Here is an 18,624-nt window from a genome sequence, read left to right as displayed (position 1 = left end):
TACCTCCTCAATTTCTATTGTATTTCTTTTAGCAGCAGGTATAACCTCTCGGCTGCATCAGGCATGCCCATACTTTTTGAAGCCTTGCTCATTGTTGAAAGCTTTTCTTCATCTAACATCAGGGCATCAATTTTTTTCAACAAGAGTTTGCCTGAAAGTTCGTTATCTTTTAATGTTTCCGCGGCACCTTTTTTGACCAAAGACTGGGCATTCTTGGTTTGATGATCATTGGTCACATTGGGACTGGGTATCAACAGTGAAGGCAAACCGACACCGGTTATTTCGGCAATAGAAGTTGCCCCTGCCCTTCCAACCACAAGTTGGATACTTGCCAGTACCTGTGCCATTGACTCAATGTAAGGAACTATTTTAACATTAGTCAGATGCATCCCTTTCGATTGGGTAACCATTTCTTTGTAGTATAAGTTTCCTGTACCGATCAATGTCTGGTAATCACGCTGATTCAATTCTTCCAAAATTTCCGTTACGGCTTTAGCCATGGAATACGCTCCCCGGCTACCTCCGAAAATCAATACAGTCTTTTTTTCAGGATCTAATGCGTAAGTCTCCAAAATACGGCTAGGACTTACTTCAGCTACCTCTTGTGCTCGAGGATTTCCCGTCAACACAACTTTTTTCTCAGGGAAAAAACTGGCAGCTTCATCAAAACAAATAGCAACTTTATCTGTATATTTCGACAAGAACTTATTGGCAATTCCGGGCACGCTGTTTTGTTCATGAATCAGAGTTGGAATGCCTAGTTGATGTGCCGCGTAGACGACTGGGGCACAAACATACCCGCCCGTCCCCACAACTAGGTCTGGTTGAAATTTTTTTAGTATTTTTTTACTTTCCTTCAAGCTGACTAAAAACTTCTTTACCGTCGTGATATTTTCTAAAGACAAGCTGCGACGAAAGCCTTGAATATCTATGGACTCAAAGGGTATCTTGGCATCTTCGGCTATCTTTTTCTCCAGTCCGTTTTCAGTACCAATATAGAGAAATTGCGAATCCGGCTCCACCGCTTTGACATATTGTATTAATGAGGTTGCGGGATAGACATGTCCGCCTGTTCCTCCGCCTGATACTAATAGCTTCATTAAAGATCCCTACTCTTTTTCCAAATTTTTAATCAAAGTTTTGAACTTGTCCCCACGAATTTCAAAATTCGTGAATTGGTCCCAACTGGCACAAGCTGGTGAAAACAAGATAATATCTCCCGGCTCTGAAAAATCAAATGCTGCTTGGACCGCCTCGTCTAGAACATCTGTCTTTTCTATGAGCTGAATCCCCACGTCTTGTGCTGTTTTCATTAATTTATTTTTCGTTTCGCCATAAAATACTCCCGCTTTGATTCCAGCCAGCGATTTTTCAAGACTCTCAAAGTCATTTCCTCGGTCCAGCCCGCCAGCGATTAAGATTACCTGATTTTTTTGATTCTCAAAAGAATGAAGGGCTGTTTCGGTAGCAAGGATATTCGTGGCTTTCGAATCATTATAAACTTTTCTTCCTGCTACAATGCCTACATATTCTAAACGATGGGCTACTCCAGAAAAGGTACTTAATGACTTTTTGATCACTGCATTAGAAACACCATAAAGTTTTGCAACAGCAATTGCAGCTAAGGCATTTTCTAGATTATGTTCACCCGGAACACCAAGATCGGCACTATTCATGATTTTTTCTTCTTGATAGAAAATTTCACCATGCTTGATATACACACCATTACTTAATGTATCTTTCCTAGAAAACGGTAGAATACTGGCTCTTGTTTTCTTACTTAAATCCCTGAGTTCTTTTTGATCGAAATTTAAGATTAGGTGGTCTGAAGGGGTCATATTTTTTTGAATCTGCCACTTAGCAGAAATATAATTTCCCCTGTTTTTATGGTAATCCAGATGGGCCTCATATAAATTAGTGATTACCGCCACTTGGGGATGAAATTCTTCAATACCCATCAGTTGAAAACTTGACAATTCTGTGACCATCACATTTTCTTCGGTCACACTTTGAGCTACCTGACTAGCTACCTTTCCGATATTGCCTGCCAGATAAGCAAATTGTCTTTCTCTTCCTTCATTTAATACTTGGGCAATCATAGTCGTGGTAGTAGTTTTTCCATTAGTTCCCGTAATCCCGATAATAGGAGCTTCGGAGATTTGATAAGCCAATTCTACTTCGGTAATTACTGGCAAACCTTTATCAAGGGCCTTTACTACCATCGGATTATCATAAGGAATACCCGGATTTTTAACCACGAGTTCAAAATCTTCATCAAGCAGTTCAGTAGGATGACTTCCTGTGATAACCTTGACGCCTAGAGCCAATAGCTGCTGGGCTTCTGGATTCTCATCAAAGTCTTTACCGTCATTGACTGTTACGATGGCTCCAAGCTGATGCAATAATTTTCCTGCGCTCAAGCCACTCTTAGCCAGCCCTAAGACTAAAACTTTTATGTTGTCATATTTTTTCACAACTTTCATCCTATTCAACTCCTCCTGATTTTGCAATATCATCTATTCCCAAGTTTTCATTTTAATATAAGATAACTAATGTCAATGTGGACATAATCAACCCGATAATCCAGAACACAATGTTTACTTTCCACTCCGACCAGCCAAGCATTTCAAAATGATGATGAATTGGTGCCATTTTAAAAATCCTTTTGCCTGTCAGCTTAAACGATGCGACTTGGAGCATCACGCTTGCTGTTTCAACAACATAGACAAAGCCGATCAACAGCAAGGTCCACTCTTGTTTTAACATGATAGAAATACCCGCTAGGAGACCGCCTAATGCTAAAGAACCAACATCTCCCATAAATATTTTAGCTGGTTTCTTATTAAACAAGAAAAAGCCTAATAATCCGCCAATAGTTGCTAAACAAATCAATAAAACATCTAATTGGGCCTGATTCCAAGCAATAATAGCATAAGTGCTGAAAGAAATCATCCCTAAACCTGCCACCAGACCATCCAGACCGTCTGTTAGGTTGACAGCATTAGAAAAACCGACTAACCAGATAATAATAAACAAGCCATAAAACAAACCTAAACTAATCTCACCAATTACAGGCAAGGTCACAACAAATGTGCTTGCTTGTTGAGATAAAACTAAGAAAAAAATAATCCCCCCAACAACTTGAGCAATCAGTTTTTGAAGAGAAGTCAATCCCATGTTGCGCTTTTTAAAGATTTTTATAAAATCGTCTAAAAAACCGATGGCACCATATAAAAATAGAATGAATAATAAGCCCAGCAACGTTGGGGTCAGCTGATGTGTAATAGCTCCGCTAAGTAGCGAAGTCACAAAAATACCAAACAAGAAGACCACGCCACCCATCGTCGGTGTCCCAGCTTTGACATTATGCCATTTAGGACCTTCTTCTCTGATTTGCTGTCCCTGCTTTTTCATCTGAAAGTATCCGATAAAAAAGGGCATAACATTAATGGTAATCGCAAAGCTTACTGCTATAGGTAAAAAAACTTGTGTCCATTCCATACTAGATTGCTCCTATTTCCATCTAAAATTCTTTTTAGGTCTTATTATTATTTTGTGTCTAAATCTAAAGCCATTTTCAAAACCGGATTGGAGATTTCAGCAACGACCTCTCCGCCTCCAACGGTATTATCCAATTTAACTGTGACGTACATGATGTACTTAGGATCTTCAGTAGGAGCGATTTGCGCTACTGAAAAAATATATCTGTCCTTATAGTAAGCACCCTTTTTGTTGTTAAAAATTTGTGCCGTACCCGTTTTTGCTGATACCCGGTATCCTTCTATGCCAAAATTTTGACCCGTCCCATAGTCTTTATCTTCCACTACAGAAGTCATCAAGTCCAGCGTCTGGCTGGCCGTTGTTTCTGAAATTGGTTGTCCAACTGCTTTCGGACCGATTTCTGTCGTTTTTTTGTCTCCATCAACAATCTTTTTAATATAGTTAGGCTTTAACATCGTCCCTTGATTCGCAATAGCCGTGTAACCTTGAACCATCTGAAAAGGTGTCACAGAAATCCCTTGACCAAAAGATGTATTCGCTGCATTAATCACGTTAGTCATGTCTGGTAAATATCCGGGATTTTCATTTAACAAGTTGGTTCCCGTAGGCTGTAAAAAACCAAAGCGTTTGATATAGTCCTCCCATTGCGTACCCATTCTCTCTTGTAGTGTAATCATGGCAACGTTACTGGAATAAGCAAAGGCTTGTCGATAGGTGACTGTTCCAACACCTTTGTTGTCCCAGTCATAAATTTTTGTTCCATCTTCAAATTCACGTACTCCGGTTTTTACAAAACCGTTTTGGTCAAATTGACCCAAATCTATGGAAGAAGCAACAGTGAAAGCTTTCATCGTGGAGCCCGGTTCAAAGGGCATTTGAGTCAACAAATTGTACCACTGAATACCTTCTTCATCAGATTCATCTGTCTCCTCGATTTCATCGATGACATCTGTATTTCCTTCCAAACCTTCTTTAGTTTCCGGATTAAATGTCGGCCGCTGAGAGGCAGCCACAATGTTTCCTGTTTTGGCTTCTACCAACATAGCTGTCATTTCATAAGGATTATACTTTTCCTGAACCTCATTCATCTTATCTTCCAAATATAGCCCTAGACTGACATCCAATGTCGTATATATATCTTTTCCATCTTTTGCTTCTTTTTTTACGATACGTGTGGTCGGGATTTCCCTCTGGTTTTTATCTTTCAGATATTCGATTTCACCATTTTCTCCTGCCAGCAAGTCGTTTTCAGCCTGCTCGATTCCCATTTGTCCAACTAATCCTTTAGTTTCATCCAATTCCTCATCTTCATTTTTAGGGAACTGTGCAAAGCCCACTAAATGAGATGAAAAAACTTCATTTGGATAAGACCTTGTCACGTGTTCATTAAAATAAACCCCTTTTATCTCTAATGCTTCCAATTCTTTTTCAATTGAATTTTTTTGTTCGATAGAAAGCTGCTTTCCGTCAGGACCAAATTCTACTTGCTTTTGATTTTTGTTAAGTTGTTCCAACACATAACTTGCCCCTAAGTTTGTATTACTCTCTAGAATTTCAGCGACATTATTCTTATCTTTTTCTTGAACAAATAATTTTTCACGATCTTTATTTTTACCTGTTTTGCTTTGTCCCAAATATTCTTCATCTAAAACAGCGTATAACGAATAAGAAGTAGCGTCCTCAGCAATTACTTCGCCATCACGATCATAGATGGTGCCCCGCTTTGCTTTCACTACGCTACTACCTTGATATAATTCCTGGGTCTTTCTGTCCAGAGAAGTTTGACCAACCTTCCCGACTAAGACAATATAATTAAATCTGGCAACAAAGATGAAAAAAACACCAATGGCAGCTCCAAACAGCAGCGTTGCGAACTTTCGCCGATTCAACTGTGGGTTAGTGCCTTTCTGTCTAATAAAATTTTGCCATTTTCTCCACATTACTCTGTCACATTCCTTATGTTCTCTTCATTCTTTTCAAGTCCTTCTTTTTCAGCAGCATTTTTCAAGCGCTCAGGTCTGGAAAGTTCACCTTTTTCTTGTTCCAGTTCTCTGACGTCTCCACGCAAGTTTTCTTTTTCTTCTTGTATGGTTGCGATATTCTGCTCTTGTTGTGCAATCCTATTTGATAGTTGTATTGTTAGTCCGGAAACTCCTAGAAGAAACAATACCAGAATTCCAAAAACAACTTTTTCCATTTTGGAAATTTTACGCAATCGGCTGACTGGTTGTTGATAAATGACAACTTCTTCAGTTGTTTCTTTTCGGTCATTAGAATAATGATTTTCATAATAGTCAACTCTATTTGGCTCTGCCATTCTTTCTTCTCCTTCCTTTCATAACATATTTTTTTCAACCACTCTTAATTTAGCACTTCTTGAACGGTTGTTATCTGCCAGTTCCTCTTCGGAAGCCACTATTGGTTTCCTATTGACCAGCTTCAACACTGGTTGATAGTCATCCGGTAACACCGGCAACCCATGAGGTGTTTCTTTAGGTTTGCTGTTTTCTTTAAAAATATTTTTTACTAGTCGATCTTCCAGAGAATGAAATGTGATCACTCCCAATCGACCCGTTGGTTTCAAAAGTTCGATGGCCTGCTCCAAAGATTCCTCTAAAACAGAAAGTTCGTCATTCACTTCAATACGAACGGCTTGGAAAATTCTCTTTGCCGGATGACCGCCCTTTCTTCTAGCCGGAGCCGGTATAGCTTCTTTAATGATTTCGACTAGTTCTCCAGTCGTTTCAATTGGTTTGTCAGCCCTCTTTTTTTCAATTTGGCGAGCTACCTGTTTGGAAAACTTTTCTTCGCCATAACGAAAAAAAATCTTAACCAGTTTTTCGTAACTGTAGTCATTTACCACATCTCTGGCAGTCAACTCCGACTGCTGATTCATGCGCATATCAAGAGGCGAGTCATGATGATAACTAAAGCCGCGTTCTATCTCATCTAATTGCGGTGAGGAAACGCCTAGGTCATATATAATCCCATTCACCTGACTAATGTCAAGCTTTTCTAGTTCTTCTCGAAGATATTTAAAGTTCTTTTTAATAAATGTGACTTGATTTTTTTCAACAAAAGGAGCTAGTTTTTCTTTTGCGTGATCAATTGCTAGCTGATCTTGATCGAAGGCGTAAAGATGCCCTTTGTTTGAAAGTTTCGATAACAAATAAGTGCTATGTCCTGCTCCTCCCAAAGTACAATCGACATAAATACCATCTGGGTCATTCACAATGTTGTCAACAGTCTCTTCTAAAAGCACTGTTACGTGATGGAATTTTTCAGTCATTGTCTAAGGTCCTTTCTTAAAACCCAAAATCAATCATTGATTCTGCTAATTCATTATAATTTTCTTCAGCATCTTCGGAGAACGTTTGCCATTTTTCTTCGCTCCAAATTTCGATGCGGTCCGATACTCCGATGACGACACAGCTTTTTTCCAATTCAGCATGATGTCTCAATGTTTGTGGAATATTTATCCGGCCTTGCTTATCAATTTCACATTCTGTTGCTGCTGAGTAAAAAAATCTTACGAACGTACGGGCGTCTTTTTTCGCTAGAGGGAGTTCTTTTAATTTTTCCTCCAGATGAGTCCACTCATTTAATGGATAACCAAACAAACAGCCATCCAGCCCCCGAGTCACGATAAACTTCTCTCCCAACTCTTCGCGAAATTTTGCGGGCATAATTAGACGACCTTTGGCATCGATATTATGTTTATATTCGCCCATAAACATGATAGACTACCTCCGTATCCACTCAGTAAATCTAGTCTACCACATTCCCCCACTTTCTACCACACAGATAATGAAAAAAATATATTTTTTTTTACAAACGAACAAAAACCTTGATAAATCAAGGTTTCAACATTTTAACTAAGCTAAAGATGATGGCAAAAGTGTATAAGAGAACGGTCGCTAAAAAAGTGATTCTCCAAAACATTTTAAAAAATCTTTTATACTGGATGTCTCCAAAATATCTTGCGTGTCCGATGGCTACGCCTATGCCTATCAGCAAGATGATGATCGCCACATAGGGCATCATAGAAACAGAAAATGATTCTATTGATAAAAAATGTAAGCCGATAAACAAAAAAAAGGTTGCGATATCCGGCATTCTAACGCCTACTCGCTCTGTCAGCGAAAGACGCTTAACAACAAAATTACTGGCAAACATAATCAAAAAAGGATATATGTACCAAAAAATCAGCATAATAGAAATTGTCTTCATAAATAATAAAATCCTTTCCTCTATAACTACATCATACAACGGCAAGTTTACACGTGCGTTGCAAACAGTTTAAACAGTGTGTTTTTTCTTTGTATTTTTGTCACAATAAAGCGATAACTTGTAATCTTTTGAAACAATCGTGTTACTTTCAGCTGTAAGGGATAATTATTTAATAAACAAAAAATAAATCCGATCGTATTAACAAAAGACTTGATAATCCTTACTTAAAACGCTAAGATATAGCTAATGAAAATAAAGGAAGTGAACCGTTTTGAATGGCAAGAAGTTTAAAATCATTAAAAATATCGTCATTTGGTTGATGCTCATCGCTATTGTCGGGTCTGTCGTCATTACTGGAATCATCAGTCTCCTGTAATTACTATAGGTGGGGAGTTTTCCCAAAATATTATCAATCAACTTAATTCATACATTAGTAAATGATAAAATTTTAAAAATTAATTTAGCCCCAGGAATTAGACTTGAAAACTAGTTCCCGGGGCTATGAATCTATTTAGCACTATTTAGACAGCTTCAGCAATTCAAAGGCATGTTGCCGAGATAAGTCGGTCACAACTTCTCCTGCCAGCATCCGAGCTATCTCTTCAACCCGTTCAGTTTGATTTAACTCACCAACTTTTGTTTCTGTGCGCTGATCAACCACTTCTTTTTCAATAAAATACTGATGGTCTGCAGCGGCGGCAACTTGAGGCAAGTGCGTAATACACAAAACTTGAGAATTAGTTGCAATATAATGGATTTTTTCCGCAATAGCTTGAGCGACCCTTCCGCTGACCCCTGTGTCCACTTCATCAAAAACAATACTGGTGATTCCCTGACTTTCAGAAAAAAGGCTCTTCATCGCCAGCATCACACGAGATAACTCTCCCCCCGAAGCTACTTTCACTAACGGTTTCGTCGGTTCTCCCGGGTTAGTGCTGATAAAAAATTCTATGTCGTCCTGTCCAGTTCGTTGCCATACTTTCTTTTGAAATTTAACTTCAAACACCGTTTTCTCCAAATACAAATCTTTGAGCTGAGCGATTATTTCCTGCTCCATTTTCTTTGCTGTAATCTTTCTAACTTCTGTCAGCTGATCTGCCGCTTTCTGCAATGCCTCTTCCACTTGATCCAGCTCATCAGCCAGCTGTTCCAACTGATCGCCAGCAGTCAAGGTAGCATCCAGTTCCTGCACAACACGTTCATAATGTGACAAGATGGCTTCTTCAGAATCACCATACTTCCTTTTGAGCTGACGAATCAAGTTTAGCCGCTCTTCAACAAAGTTTACACGACTTTCATCCAGCTCCACACTATCCAACTCTACTTTTAAACTGCGACTCGCTTCTTCAAGTTGGTAATAACTAGAAGCTATTTCTTCATATAAATGTTGATATTCTTGATTCAGTTCTTGAATACCATCCATTTCATCCATAGCAAGACCAATTTGAGATAAGCTGCTGAATTCGTTTCCTTGCAACGCTTCATAACTGCTGCTTAAAGCATCAGAAATTTTTTGATAATTCATGAACCACTGCCGTTCCTTTTCAAGCTGTTTTTCCTCTCCAACTTGAAGCTTAGCATCAGAAATTTCCTGTTTTTGGAATGTCAACATATCCATACGCTGAGCATTTTCTTTCTCATTGGTCCGGACTTCTTTTAATTTCCGCGTCAAAACTTGATAACGATGATAGATTTCTTGATAAGTATCCTTGATTTCCGCCACTTGCTCTTGCCCAAATTGGTCTAAAAAATCAAGATGGCGTTCTACTTTCATCAATTCTTGATGTTCATGCTGTCCATGTATATCAACTAAAAAGTGACCAATACGCTTCAACACTTGAATATTTACTAAGTGATTATTCACTCGGCAAACATTTTTACCGTTTTTTAAAATCATTCGTGAGACGATAACCACACCGTCGTGTATCTCGATTCCAAAGGTTGCCAGTTCCTCAGTCAAGGGGCCCAGCAATTTTGGGCCGACAAAAAACTGTCCTTCTAAAACAGAACGCTCTGCCCCCTGTCTCACAAAGTCCGCAGAACCTCTCCCCCCTGCCAACAACCCGACCGCATCGATAATTATCGACTTTCCTGCCCCGGTCTCACCGGTTAAAACCGTCATGCCGCTATAAAAAGAAAGGTTTAAGTCTGAAATAATCGCAAAATCTTTAATCGTTAATTCTTGTAACATTTTCTCACCTGCTTTTAGCCTGTATTACTTCCAGCTGCTCCTTCACCTCTTTTGCTTCCTCATCACCTAAGCAAAACAGGAGGATTTTATCATCGTCAGTCATTACTGTAAAAAGTTGGGAAGAGAACTTTTCCTCTACGACTTTTGCCAACGTCGTCGCTGTTCCAGGGACCGTTTGAAGCAGAACCAAATCATCCTTACGTTTTAACTTACGCAAAGAATTGCCTAACATTTTTTCTAATTTGATGGGTGGAGTTTCCCTGGTGTTGCTCATCATTTGATACTGGGTTTTACCGCCATCCAGCACCGTCTTCACCAGCTGCATTTCCTTAATATCTCTCGAGATTGTTGCCTGCGTAACAAAAACCGACTGAGCCAGCAAATGAGCCACCAACTCTTCTTGTGTCGCAATTTGATTTTCACGGATGATTTTTTCAATTAATGCATGACGTTCTTTTTTTCTCACGTTCAGACCTCCCTGGCTCGATTTGTTTATAACGATTGGTGAGCTTTAGCTACAATTTCTTGACTGAGTTCCTTGATAGAGCTTTCAGGTTTTATCTTCGGCTGTTTTGAATTGATCAAGTAGGCTAAAAACTCGATATTTCCTTCTCCGCCTCTTATCGGTGAGTAGCTGACACCTTGAATTTCATACCCTGCTTCTTGCATAAAAGACAGCAGTTGAAACAAGACCATTTCATGGACTTCTTTGTCTCGAATAATCCCATTTTTCCCCACAAACTCTCGCCCAGCTTCGAATTGCGGTTTAACTAAACACACAACTTCTCCCTGCTCCTTTAAAATAGTTTTTAATACAGGTAAAATCAATTTTAACGAAATAAATGACACATCAATAGTTGCGATATCCGGGACACCTTTTGTAAAATCTTCAGGCTTAGCATAGCGGAAATTGGTTTTTTCCATCACAACGACTCGTTCATCTTGCCTGAGTTTCCATGCTAACTGATTGTAGCCAACATCAAGAGCGTAACTTAATTTCGCCCCGTTTTGTAATGAAACATCTGTAAACCCGCCCGTCGATGCGCCAATATCCAGCAAAATCTTATCTGCCATCTCAATGTCAAAAACTTCGATTGCCTTCTCTAATTTTAAGCCGCCGCGGGAAACATAGGGCAAACGGGACCCTTTTAATTGCAGTTTCGTGTGTTCTGGGATTTTCATCCCCGGCTTATCCATTCGTTCGTTATTTTCATCGTAAACAAGTCCCGCCATGACACTGCGTTTTGCTTGCTCACGGGTATCACACAGTCCCTGAGCTACGACCAAAACGTCTACCCGTTCTTTTTTCATCTTAATCATCTCAACTTCCAGATCAGCTTTTCCAGTAACGATACATCTTTTTTGCTGATTTTATCTTGAACATCATGAAGGGAGGACACTGCTTGGTCAATGTGATGTTCTAATTTTTTTTGTGCTCCTTCGATTCCTAACAAAGAAGTATATGTGCTTTTGTTCAACGATTCATCTGAACCGGTTTTTTTCCCTAGCTCCTGTTCATCACCGACAACATCTAAAATATCATCTTTGATTTGAAAAGCAATACCGTAATTTTCACCATAAACAGTCATCAAGTCTTCAATTTCTTGTTCTGCCTGTGCTAATTTGCAGGCAGCCTGAACAGCAAACAAAATCAAAGCTCCTGTCTTCCGCTGGTGAGTTTTCTGTAATTGTTTCAAATCAAGTTGGCGATTTTCCCCTTCGATGTCTGCCGTCTGACCAGCTATCATTCCATTGGTACCAGCAGCTGAAGCCAATTTTTCAAGAAGCATCACTCGTAAGTCACTAGTCAAATCAACTGACGCAACTAAATGAAAAGCCTCCGTCAATAAACCATCCCCGGCTAAAATTGCCATCCCTTCGCCAAATACTTTGTGGTTTGTCGGTTTCCCTCGGCGAAGGTCATCATTGTCCATTGCAGGCAAGTCATCATGAATCAAAGAATAGGTATGAACCATCTCAAGGGCAGCCGCCACTTCGTAATGCTCTTTTTTTAGCTCCACACCTAAAAAGTCCAACGTTGCAAGAAAAAGTAACGGTCTGATGCGTTTGCCTCCAGCAGAAACAGAATAGTCCATCGCTTCCCACAAACTCTGCTCAGTAGTAACTTTCTGAAGAAAATCTCTCATCACCTGATTGACTTTAGGTAAATGAGCAGAAGAAAAATCTGCCAAACTCTGATTACTCATCCATTGGCTCCCTTTCTTCGAAAATAATCTCTTCATCATTTTCATTCATGATTTTAGTTAACACTTCTTCTGCATCAGTTAATTTTTTTTGACAAAATTGGCTGAGTTCAATTCCCTTTTTAAAACTGGTCAACGCTTCTTCCAAAGGGATATCTCCTTTTTCTAATTCTTTGACGATTCCCTCTAACTGCTCCAAAGCGGCTTCAAAGGACTGTTCTGTTCTGCTTACTGCCATCTTTTATCCCTCTTTTTTCTCTTCTATAGTTAACACTTTTGCCTCAGCTACGCCATCAGAAAAATGGATATTAATAAGACTGTCTGGCGTTAGTTGCGTAACGGAGTGAATGATTTTCTTTTCTTCAGTCACATAACCGTACCCGCGGCTCATTATTTTCAGCGGACTTAATAAGTCGAGTTCACTGGTGGCTTGCAATAAATCTTTCCGGCTTTTCTCGTATCTTCGGCTGATTTCTGCCAGCAGTTGTTTTTTCGTAAAATCTAATTGCTGCTGAGACTGAACTATTTGATTTCTAGGCTGTGTCATCAGCAATCGTTGGGCAGTATCATCAAGCCTCTTCTGTTTATCATCCAACACTGCTTTACTGTTCTGTTGAAATTGCTGTAACATACGATCTAATTTTAAAGTCACGCTTTCGTACAAACGATGAGGCTGTTTAAAAACATATGAATCCATCGGACGTAATAAACGCTGCTGCTTATGTCTTATCTGACCGATAAATGCCTGCAGCAAACGGTTTTCTTTTTCTTTGATTTTCAGTAATTCTTCCGACAGGTTAGGCACTGATAATTCTGCTGCCGCAGTGGGCGTAGCCGCTCTGACATCTGCTACCAAGTCAGCTATTGTTGTATCCGTTTCATGGCCAACAGATGAAATCACAGGAACTTCCGCTCCAGCAATCGCACGAGCTACCCTTTCTTCATTAAAAGGCCATAAATCTTCGATAGACCCGCCCCCGCGAGCGATGATTAACGTGTCAAAGTTACCTAACTTCTCAACTTTGTAGATATTTTCTACAATGCTCTGAGCCGCTCTATCCCCTTGGACAAGCGTGGGGAAAACCACCAGTTCAACAATCGGATATCTTCGCTTGACTGTCGTCATGATATCACGAACGACTGCCCCGCTTGGACTTGTGATGACGGCAATCCGTTTAGGAAATTTAGGCAAACTTTTTTTAGGCACAGAAAATAGCCCTTCTTTTGCCAGCTTTTCTTTCATTTCTGCCAGAGCTTGATATAAGGCGCCAATGCCGTCAGGTTCCATATGTTCCACATAGATTTGGTATTGCCCGCTGGCCTCATACAAAGAAACTCTGCCGATCACTAAGACTTTCATGCCTTCTTTAGGCTGAAACTTTAACTTTTGAAAAGCACCCTTAAACATAATTGCTGAAATTTTGGCTTTTTCATCTTTTAAAGAAAAATATTGATGGGCATTTGGCCGAAGTCGGAAATTTGACAATTCTCCTGTCAAATATATCCTTTGCAAATAAGGGTCCTGATCAAATTTATATTTTAAATATTTGGTAAGTGCTGTTACAGTTAAATATTGATTTTCAGACAAAGTGTCACCTCTTACTTATATTGATCCACAATTTGTTTCATAAACATGGTCAAGCCTAAAGGAGAGATGCCTCCTTTAACTAAACTAAGGTACCCTGCTTTTCCCATTACTGCGTCACTGTCCACATCTCCGGATAAATTCCCAGACTCATCCGTACTCATGCCAATATCCACAACAACGGCGCCTTCTTTGATATAGTCTCCGTTGATGAAGCGAGGTTTCCCTACGGCTGATATCACAATATCCGCTTGAGAGGCAATTTTTTCCGGTTCTTTTGAACGTGAGTGAAGGACTGTCACTGTGGCATTTTCTTTTAGCAACAAGGGAATAAGTGGTTTTCCCACAACTTTTCCTCTGCCAAAAACAACTACATGTTTCCCATTTATCGGAATATCATAAGCTTTTAATAATGCAATCGCCGCTAAAGGAGTTGGGGGCACCAGTCCTTTTTCACCCAGTAATAATTTCCCCTGATTGATCGGATGAAAACCTTCCATATCCTTATCGGGAGCCATAGCAAGTCTTAAAGAAAACTCATCTAAAGAATCAGGGATTTCTCCATCTAAAACCAATCCTGAAATTTTCTGATTTTGACTAAACGCTGTCATGATTTCATGACTATCGGCGGGAGAAATCAAGTGGTAGTCATAGACAATGCCCAGTTTATCTGCTAATTTTTTTCTGCGCTTATACAAAAAGGAAGGAGTCTCGTGAAACCCTAGCGTTACCACGCGAATATCTTCTGCAGCCTCTGATACTTTTCGTTTTAGTCCGTCTTGTAATTCAGCTGAAATTTTTTTACCATCCATGATAACTGTCATGTTTCAACTCCCCTTTCGGTAGGCATATATTTCCATTTTATCATAGTTCATAGACGCAGGAAAGAAATCAAAAAGCCCAGAAAGTCTTTTTGATTTTCCGAGCTTTTACTGATTTACAATATTCGACAAAACGCCATTGACAAATTTTCTTGACTGATCATCGCTGTAAATTTTTGTTAGTTCAAGAGCTTCATTTAACGCAACAATATTAGGTGTCTTTTCTTCATAAAGCATTTCATAAATTGCGATACGCATGATAATTAAATCTGTTTTAGCAATTCTGGAAATACTCCATTTTTTTAAGTTTTCTTTGATTTTCTGGTCAATCTCCGCTTGATGTTCAATGACTCCCGACACAAGGGTTTCTAGATACGAAGGGATAAAATTTTCTCGATCCGTATCCAACAAGTCTTCCTCACCAAATGTCAGGGCATAGTCGATCGCAGCTTCTTTCGTTAATTCTTGATGAAAATCGAAAGGATAAAGAGCCTGCAGAGCCTTCACTCTAATCTCACGACGGGTCAACTCCACACTATTCATCCTCTTCCAGTTGTAGTAATTCTTCCAACGATGGCGCAGTCATTTTTTCAGGAATTACTGCCAGCACATGAACATTGACCTCCAACAAATCCAAATCTGTCATGTACAGCACCTGCTGTCTGACTTTTTCTTGCATTTCCAAGGCTACTTTCGGAACCGAAACACCATAGTTCAAATAGCAGTATAAATCAACTTTTATTCCTTCATCCACAATGTTGAGGAACACGCCCTTGCCATGAGCCTTTTTTCCAAGAAGTTCATTCACATTGGAAGCTAAGTTACCGCGCATTCCGTAAACACCTTCAACTTTTGCCGCAGCAATACCAATAATGACTTCTAGAACTTCAGGAGCAATCACAATTTCACCGCCTGAATTTTCTTCCATATTTTCCAATATCAGTTCTGAATTTTGTACCATCTTACTATCTCCTTCCTGGAATGAAATGATTAGGCTCTTGATGAATAAGAACCATCTTCAGTATTAATAACTAGTTTGTCTCCCTGATTGACGAAAAACGGTACTTGCACAACCAATCCTGTTTCCATTTTGGCTGGTTTTGATCCTCCGGAAGCCGTGTCCCCTTTAATGCCGGGTTCAGTCTCAGCCACTTCCAGTATGACAGTATTAGGAAGAGAAACACCAATCGTCTCAGTTCCGTACATAATAATGTTGCAAATGCTGTTTTCCAGCAGATAATTCAACTCATCTTCAATCAATTCAGTGGGCAACTCTATTTGTTCATAGCTTTCCGTATCCATAAAAACATGACTATCGCCACTAACATATAAATACTGCATTTTTTTATTGTCGATTTGTGCACGACTGACTTTTTCACCAGCTCGAAAAGTTTTTTCTTGCACATTGCCATTTCGCAAGTTTTTCAACTTTGTTCGAACAAATGCTGCACCTTTACCCGGCTTTACGTGTTGAAAATCCATCACACGCCAGATGCCCCCATCAAACTCAATTGTCAAACCTGTTCTTAAATCATTCACTGAAATCATATTCGTCCTCCTAAGTTTTCCTGTTACTTATAAAATAATTAATTCTTTTGATGAATGCGTCAAGAGCTCAACGCCCGACTCTGTCACCAATAAATCATCTTCGATTCTTACGCCGCCAACTTCTGGATAATAAAGACCTGGTTCATTTGTAATCACATTCCCCGGTACAAAAGTTTTTTCAGCTAATCTTGAAACATTAGGCCCTTCATGTATTTCCAAACCAATTCCGTGCCCTGTTGAATGACCGAAAGCTTCTGCATGTCCTTTTGAAGCAAAATAATTTCTAGCTACACCATCTAACTGGACACCTGTCATTCCCGGTTTAGCAGCTTCTATGACCATCAATTGGGCATCTAGCACCAACTGATGAAGTTCCTTTAATTTTTCTGTCGGCTCCCCTAAGGCAATTGTACGTGTCATATCTGAAACGTAGCCCTCATAGTAGCAGCCATAGTCCAATGTAATCAAATCACCTTTTTGGATTGTTTTCTTACTTGCTACCCCATGAGGCATCGCAGAACGCACACCGCTGGCTACAATCGTATCAAAAGAAACTCCTGAGGCTCCAAGAGAACGCATAAAGAAGTCCAATTCATTAGCCACAGTAAGCTCTGTCATCCCCGGCTCGATAAAATCTAAAATGTGTTCGAAGGCTTGGTCAGCAATTTCACAGGCCTTCTTAATCACAAGAATTTCAGACGGTTCTTTTACTTCCCGCAACTCTTCAATAATGCCTTTAACCGGCAGCAAATCGCAAGCTAATAATTCTGATAGCACTTGATAAGTCCCATAAGTTACAAAGGTCTCTTCAAAAGCAAGAGAAGTTAAACTGTCTTGATCAACGATTGTTTTGACCTCATCATAAATCGGCCCAATATTTTGAATGATTTCGTAGCCTTCACACTCTTCGGCTGCTTGTTCAGTATAGCGAAAATCAGTCACAAAATAAGCTTTGTTCATGGTTATCAGCGCCAATCCAGTGGTACCGGTAAAACCAGAAACATAACGCAAATTATACGGGCTGGTCACTAAAAATGAAGATATGCTTTGTTCTTTCATCTTGTCTCTTAATTTGTCTACACGATGTCTCATGATGAAACCTTCCTTCTAAAAAACTAATACCATGGTCATTATACCAAAGTAACGAAAAGATTGAAACAATAGACTTTACTAAATCCTTGTACACACTTTGCTATGTTGCTATACTGATTAAAAGCATGGGAGGGCTTACTTTAATGAAAACAATCGGATTAATCGGAGGAATGAGCTGGGAAAGTACTCTCACTTATTATAAATTGATCAACGAGGGGGTCAGGAAAAGACTAGGAGGCCTACACTCAGCGAAATGCCTGCTGAACAGTGTTGATTTTGAGGAAATCGAGCACCTTCAATCGACAAATCAATGGGGGAAAGCGGTGGGGATTTTAGGAGAAGCGGCACAGTCTTTAGAAAAAGGCGGAGCTGATTTTATTATCCTTTGTACCAACACGATGCACAAAATTTTTGATGAACTAACCCCACTAGTTTCCATTCCCTTTATTCATATTTCTGATGCAACAGCGGACACTCTTAATGAAAAGAGCATAAAGAACGCTCTTCTCTTGGGAACTAAATACACGATGACAGAAGATTTTATAAAACATCGGCTGAATTCTTCCGGAATCGACATACTTATCCCTAACACATCTGAAATAGAAGAAATCAACCGAATTATTTTTGAGGAGCTATGCATGGGCAAGATTGCTACTGAATCGAAAAAATATTTACTTGAAGTCATTGCGCGTTTTCAACAAAAAAATATTCAATCTGTCATACTAGGCTGTACAGAAATCGGCTTACTTATCAATCAATCCGATTGTGAGATTCCAGTGCTTGACACCACTGTTGTTCATTCTGAAAAAGCAGTTGACTTTTCTTTAAGCTAATACTTAATTAAAATCAGACTTGCTTTAAAGATCGTTCCTGTTTATCCTGCTAAAAATTTCATACAAAGAGAAGAAGTCACCACACGCGTGATGACTTCTTCTTTTTCTATAATATTCTTTTAAGTCAGATTACTGTCTCTCAACGACTTTTTCAAAAGTTGGTGCGTTGGCGATTGTGTCTATAACAGGACACGTCTTTTCGATAAAATCCACGAAAGAATTGATTTCTTCTTCCGTATTGTCCGCCTTGATTTGATAAGTTGTTTTGATATTGAACAACCCGATTTTAGCTTCAGGATTTTTACCTGAAAACCCGTCTGTGTCAATATCTCCTTCCACTTTTATCACAATGTCTTCAAGGGCAATTTTTTTAACTCGACAAAAACTTCTGGCAACGATGACTTTGCAACCGCCAATAGCGGAAAGCAAAGCTTCCACAGGATTCATCCCCTCATTTGTTCCCCCTAAATTTTTAGGTTCATCCATCACAAACTCAAACTCTCTGACCTTGCTAACAGTCTTCAGTCCCTTAACCGATTGTACTGTAGCACTCAACCTTTCTTTGGGCATTACTACCCCTCCTTATTAATGTGTTGAATCTAGCTTAGCACATGGTGAA

22 protein-coding genes are annotated in these 18,624 nt (G+C 39.5%); 2 read left to right on the top strand and 20 right to left on the bottom strand.

Going from position 1 to position 18,624, the window contains the following annotated elements:
- Positions 1-14: 14 nt before the first annotated feature.
- The 8 genes from murG to CBF29_RS05120 all read right to left on the bottom strand — a co-directional run bounded on the left by murG (position 15) and on the right by CBF29_RS05120 (position 7,731).
- Entirely contained in the window at positions 15-1,100 is a 1,086-nt protein-coding gene (gene murG / locus CBF29_RS05155; protein ID WP_126808081.1) for an undecaprenyldiphospho-muramoylpentapeptide beta-N-acetylglucosaminyltransferase, read from the bottom strand.
- Between the two features lie 9 nt (positions 1,101-1,109).
- A complete protein-coding gene (gene murD / locus CBF29_RS05150) occupies positions 1,110-2,483 on the bottom strand; it encodes a UDP-N-acetylmuramoyl-L-alanine--D-glutamate ligase (protein WP_126808079.1) in 1,374 nt (457 codons plus the stop codon).
- Between the two features lie 52 nt (positions 2,484-2,535).
- Complete coding sequence (mraY, locus tag CBF29_RS05145) at positions 2,536-3,501, bottom strand: phospho-N-acetylmuramoyl-pentapeptide-transferase (RefSeq protein WP_126808077.1); 966 nt, start codon at positions 3,499-3,501, stop codon at positions 2,536-2,538.
- Between the two features lie 47 nt (positions 3,502-3,548).
- A complete protein-coding gene (locus CBF29_RS05140; protein WP_126808075.1) occupies positions 3,549-5,441 on the bottom strand; it encodes a peptidoglycan D,D-transpeptidase FtsI family protein in 1,893 nt (630 codons plus the stop codon).
- On the bottom strand, positions 5,441-5,818 hold the full coding sequence (gene ftsL / locus CBF29_RS05135) for a cell division protein FtsL (protein WP_126808073.1): 378 nt from the start codon (positions 5,816-5,818) through the stop codon (positions 5,441-5,443). The genes CBF29_RS05140 and ftsL overlap by 1 nt, the downstream gene beginning before the upstream one ends.
- A gap of 18 nt (positions 5,819-5,836) precedes the next feature.
- Positions 5,837-6,790: a 16S rRNA (cytosine(1402)-N(4))-methyltransferase RsmH gene (gene rsmH, locus CBF29_RS05130; RefSeq protein WP_126808071.1), complete on the bottom strand. Its 954-nt coding sequence runs from the start codon at positions 6,788-6,790 to the stop codon at positions 5,837-5,839.
- Between the two features lie 16 nt (positions 6,791-6,806).
- Positions 6,807-7,238 carry a division/cell wall cluster transcriptional repressor MraZ gene (gene mraZ / locus CBF29_RS05125; protein WP_126808069.1) on the bottom strand — a complete coding sequence of 144 codons (432 nt, stop codon included), beginning with the start codon at positions 7,236-7,238 and terminating at the stop codon, positions 6,807-6,809.
- Between the two features lie 118 nt (positions 7,239-7,356).
- Complete coding sequence (locus tag CBF29_RS05120; RefSeq protein ID WP_126808067.1) at positions 7,357-7,731, bottom strand: DUF3397 domain-containing protein; 375 nt, start codon at positions 7,729-7,731, stop codon at positions 7,357-7,359.
- A 271-nt stretch (positions 7,732-8,002) separates the two neighbouring features.
- Between CBF29_RS05120 and CBF29_RS13955 the strand changes: the two genes are divergently transcribed.
- Positions 8,003-8,107 (top strand): DUF4044 domain-containing protein, encoded by a 105-nt coding sequence (locus tag CBF29_RS13955; RefSeq protein ID WP_245987276.1) that lies wholly within the window; start codon positions 8,003-8,005, stop codon positions 8,105-8,107.
- Positions 8,108-8,248: 141 nt separating this feature from the next.
- On the opposite strand, the gene recN is transcribed toward CBF29_RS13955, so the two are convergent.
- The 11 genes from recN to CBF29_RS05060 all read right to left on the bottom strand — a co-directional run bounded on the left by recN (position 8,249) and on the right by CBF29_RS05060 (position 17,172).
- Entirely contained in the window at positions 8,249-9,922 is a 1,674-nt protein-coding gene (gene recN, locus CBF29_RS05110) for a DNA repair protein RecN (RefSeq protein ID WP_126808064.1), read from the bottom strand.
- Between the two features lie 4 nt (positions 9,923-9,926).
- Complete coding sequence (locus tag CBF29_RS05105) at positions 9,927-10,388, bottom strand: arginine repressor (RefSeq protein ID WP_126808062.1); 462 nt, start codon at positions 10,386-10,388, stop codon at positions 9,927-9,929.
- A 26-nt stretch (positions 10,389-10,414) separates the two neighbouring features.
- The gene (locus tag CBF29_RS05100) at positions 10,415-11,233 is read right to left on the bottom strand and encodes a TlyA family RNA methyltransferase (RefSeq protein ID WP_126808254.1); all 819 of its coding nucleotides are present in this window, start codon (positions 11,231-11,233) and stop codon (positions 10,415-10,417) included.
- Positions 11,234-11,238: 5 nt separating this feature from the next.
- On the bottom strand, positions 11,239-12,129 hold the full coding sequence (locus CBF29_RS05095) for a polyprenyl synthetase family protein (RefSeq protein ID WP_126808060.1): 891 nt from the start codon (positions 12,127-12,129) through the stop codon (positions 11,239-11,241).
- A complete protein-coding gene (locus tag CBF29_RS05090) occupies positions 12,122-12,364 on the bottom strand; it encodes an exodeoxyribonuclease VII small subunit (protein WP_126808058.1) in 243 nt (80 codons plus the stop codon). Before CBF29_RS05090 ends, CBF29_RS05095 begins: the two co-directional genes overlap by 8 nt.
- A 3-nt stretch (positions 12,365-12,367) precedes the next feature.
- On the bottom strand, positions 12,368-13,714 hold the full coding sequence (gene xseA / locus CBF29_RS05085) for an exodeoxyribonuclease VII large subunit (RefSeq protein WP_126808056.1): 1,347 nt from the start codon (positions 13,712-13,714) through the stop codon (positions 12,368-12,370).
- A gap of 11 nt (positions 13,715-13,725) precedes the next feature.
- A complete protein-coding gene (locus CBF29_RS05080; RefSeq protein WP_126808054.1) occupies positions 13,726-14,535 on the bottom strand; it encodes a bifunctional 5,10-methylenetetrahydrofolate dehydrogenase/5,10-methenyltetrahydrofolate cyclohydrolase in 810 nt (269 codons plus the stop codon).
- Between the two features lie 105 nt (positions 14,536-14,640).
- Positions 14,641-15,075 carry a transcription antitermination factor NusB gene (gene nusB / locus CBF29_RS05075; protein WP_126808051.1) on the bottom strand — a complete coding sequence of 145 codons (435 nt, stop codon included), beginning with the start codon at positions 15,073-15,075 and terminating at the stop codon, positions 14,641-14,643.
- Entirely contained in the window at positions 15,068-15,493 is a 426-nt protein-coding gene (locus tag CBF29_RS05070) for an Asp23/Gls24 family envelope stress response protein (protein ID WP_425469885.1), read from the bottom strand. Before CBF29_RS05070 ends, nusB begins: the two co-directional genes overlap by 8 nt.
- A 29-nt stretch (positions 15,494-15,522) precedes the next feature.
- Positions 15,523-16,080: an elongation factor P gene (gene efp / locus CBF29_RS05065; protein WP_126808049.1), complete on the bottom strand. Its 558-nt coding sequence runs from the start codon at positions 16,078-16,080 to the stop codon at positions 15,523-15,525.
- A 27-nt stretch (positions 16,081-16,107) separates the two neighbouring features.
- A complete protein-coding gene (locus tag CBF29_RS05060) occupies positions 16,108-17,172 on the bottom strand; it encodes a M24 family metallopeptidase (RefSeq protein WP_126808047.1) in 1,065 nt (354 codons plus the stop codon).
- Positions 17,173-17,315: 143 nt separating this feature from the next.
- Here CBF29_RS05060 and CBF29_RS05055 point away from each other — a divergent pair, with 143 nt between their 5' ends.
- Positions 17,316-18,005: an aspartate/glutamate racemase family protein gene (locus CBF29_RS05055; RefSeq protein ID WP_126808045.1), complete on the top strand. Its 690-nt coding sequence runs from the start codon at positions 17,316-17,318 to the stop codon at positions 18,003-18,005.
- A 129-nt stretch (positions 18,006-18,134) separates the two neighbouring features.
- Here the strand turns inward: CBF29_RS05055 and CBF29_RS05050 are convergent, their stop codons facing one another.
- Positions 18,135-18,575, bottom strand: a complete 441-nt coding sequence (locus CBF29_RS05050) for an OsmC family protein (protein WP_126808043.1) — start codon at positions 18,573-18,575, stop codon at positions 18,135-18,137.
- Positions 18,576-18,624 lie beyond the last annotated feature (49 nt).

It is taken from the genome of Vagococcus elongatus (assembly GCF_003987645.1).
GTDB classification, from domain to species: domain Bacteria; phylum Bacillota; class Bacilli; order Lactobacillales; family Vagococcaceae; genus Vagococcus_A; species Vagococcus_A elongatus.
This window is presented reverse-complemented; position numbering and strand designations above follow the sequence as displayed.

Bases quoted from the DNA above. Each gene is read 5' to 3' on its own strand.
- CBF29_RS05095 (WP_126808060.1), bottom strand. From the start codon at position 12,129: ATGAGTAATCAGAGTTTGGCAGATTTTTCTTCTGCTCATTTACCTAAA.
- CBF29_RS05070 (WP_425469885.1), bottom strand. From the start codon at position 15,493: ATGGTACAAAATTCAGAACTGATATTGGAAAATATGGAAGAAAATTCA.
- mraZ (WP_126808069.1), bottom strand. From the start codon at position 7,238: ATGTTTATGGGCGAATATAAACATAATATCGATGCCAAAGGTCGTCTA.
- CBF29_RS05090 (WP_126808058.1), bottom strand. From the start codon at position 12,364: ATGGCAGTAAGCAGAACAGAACAGTCCTTTGAAGCCGCTTTGGAGCAG.
- murD (WP_126808079.1), bottom strand. From the start codon at position 2,483: ATGAAAGTTGTGAAAAAATATGACAACATAAAAGTTTTAGTCTTAGGG.
- murG (WP_126808081.1), bottom strand. From the start codon at position 1,100: ATGAAGCTATTAGTATCAGGCGGAGGAACAGGCGGACATGTCTATCCC.
- mraY (WP_126808077.1), bottom strand. From the start codon at position 3,501: ATGGAATGGACACAAGTTTTTTTACCTATAGCAGTAAGCTTTGCGATT.
- ftsL (WP_126808073.1), bottom strand. From the start codon at position 5,818: ATGGCAGAGCCAAATAGAGTTGACTATTATGAAAATCATTATTCTAAT.
- CBF29_RS05055 (WP_126808045.1), top strand. From the start codon at position 17,316: ATGAAAACAATCGGATTAATCGGAGGAATGAGCTGGGAAAGTACTCTC.
- CBF29_RS05080 (WP_126808054.1), bottom strand. From the start codon at position 14,535: ATGACAGTTATCATGGATGGTAAAAAAATTTCAGCTGAATTACAAGAC.
- nusB (WP_126808051.1), bottom strand. From the start codon at position 15,075: ATGAATAGTGTGGAGTTGACCCGTCGTGAGATTAGAGTGAAGGCTCTG.
- CBF29_RS05060 (WP_126808047.1), bottom strand. From the start codon at position 17,172: ATGAGACATCGTGTAGACAAATTAAGAGACAAGATGAAAGAACAAAGC.
- CBF29_RS05120 (WP_126808067.1), bottom strand. From the start codon at position 7,731: ATGAAGACAATTTCTATTATGCTGATTTTTTGGTACATATATCCTTTT.
- CBF29_RS05140 (WP_126808075.1), bottom strand. From the start codon at position 5,441: ATGTGGAGAAAATGGCAAAATTTTATTAGACAGAAAGGCACTAACCCA.
- recN (WP_126808064.1), bottom strand. From the start codon at position 9,922: ATGTTACAAGAATTAACGATTAAAGATTTTGCGATTATTTCAGACTTA.
- CBF29_RS05050 (WP_126808043.1), bottom strand. From the start codon at position 18,575: ATGCCCAAAGAAAGGTTGAGTGCTACAGTACAATCGGTTAAGGGACTG.
- rsmH (WP_126808071.1), bottom strand. From the start codon at position 6,790: ATGACTGAAAAATTCCATCACGTAACAGTGCTTTTAGAAGAGACTGTT.
- efp (WP_126808049.1), bottom strand. From the start codon at position 16,080: ATGATTTCAGTGAATGATTTAAGAACAGGTTTGACAATTGAGTTTGAT.
- CBF29_RS05100 (WP_126808254.1), bottom strand. From the start codon at position 11,233: ATGAAAAAAGAACGGGTAGACGTTTTGGTCGTAGCTCAGGGACTGTGT.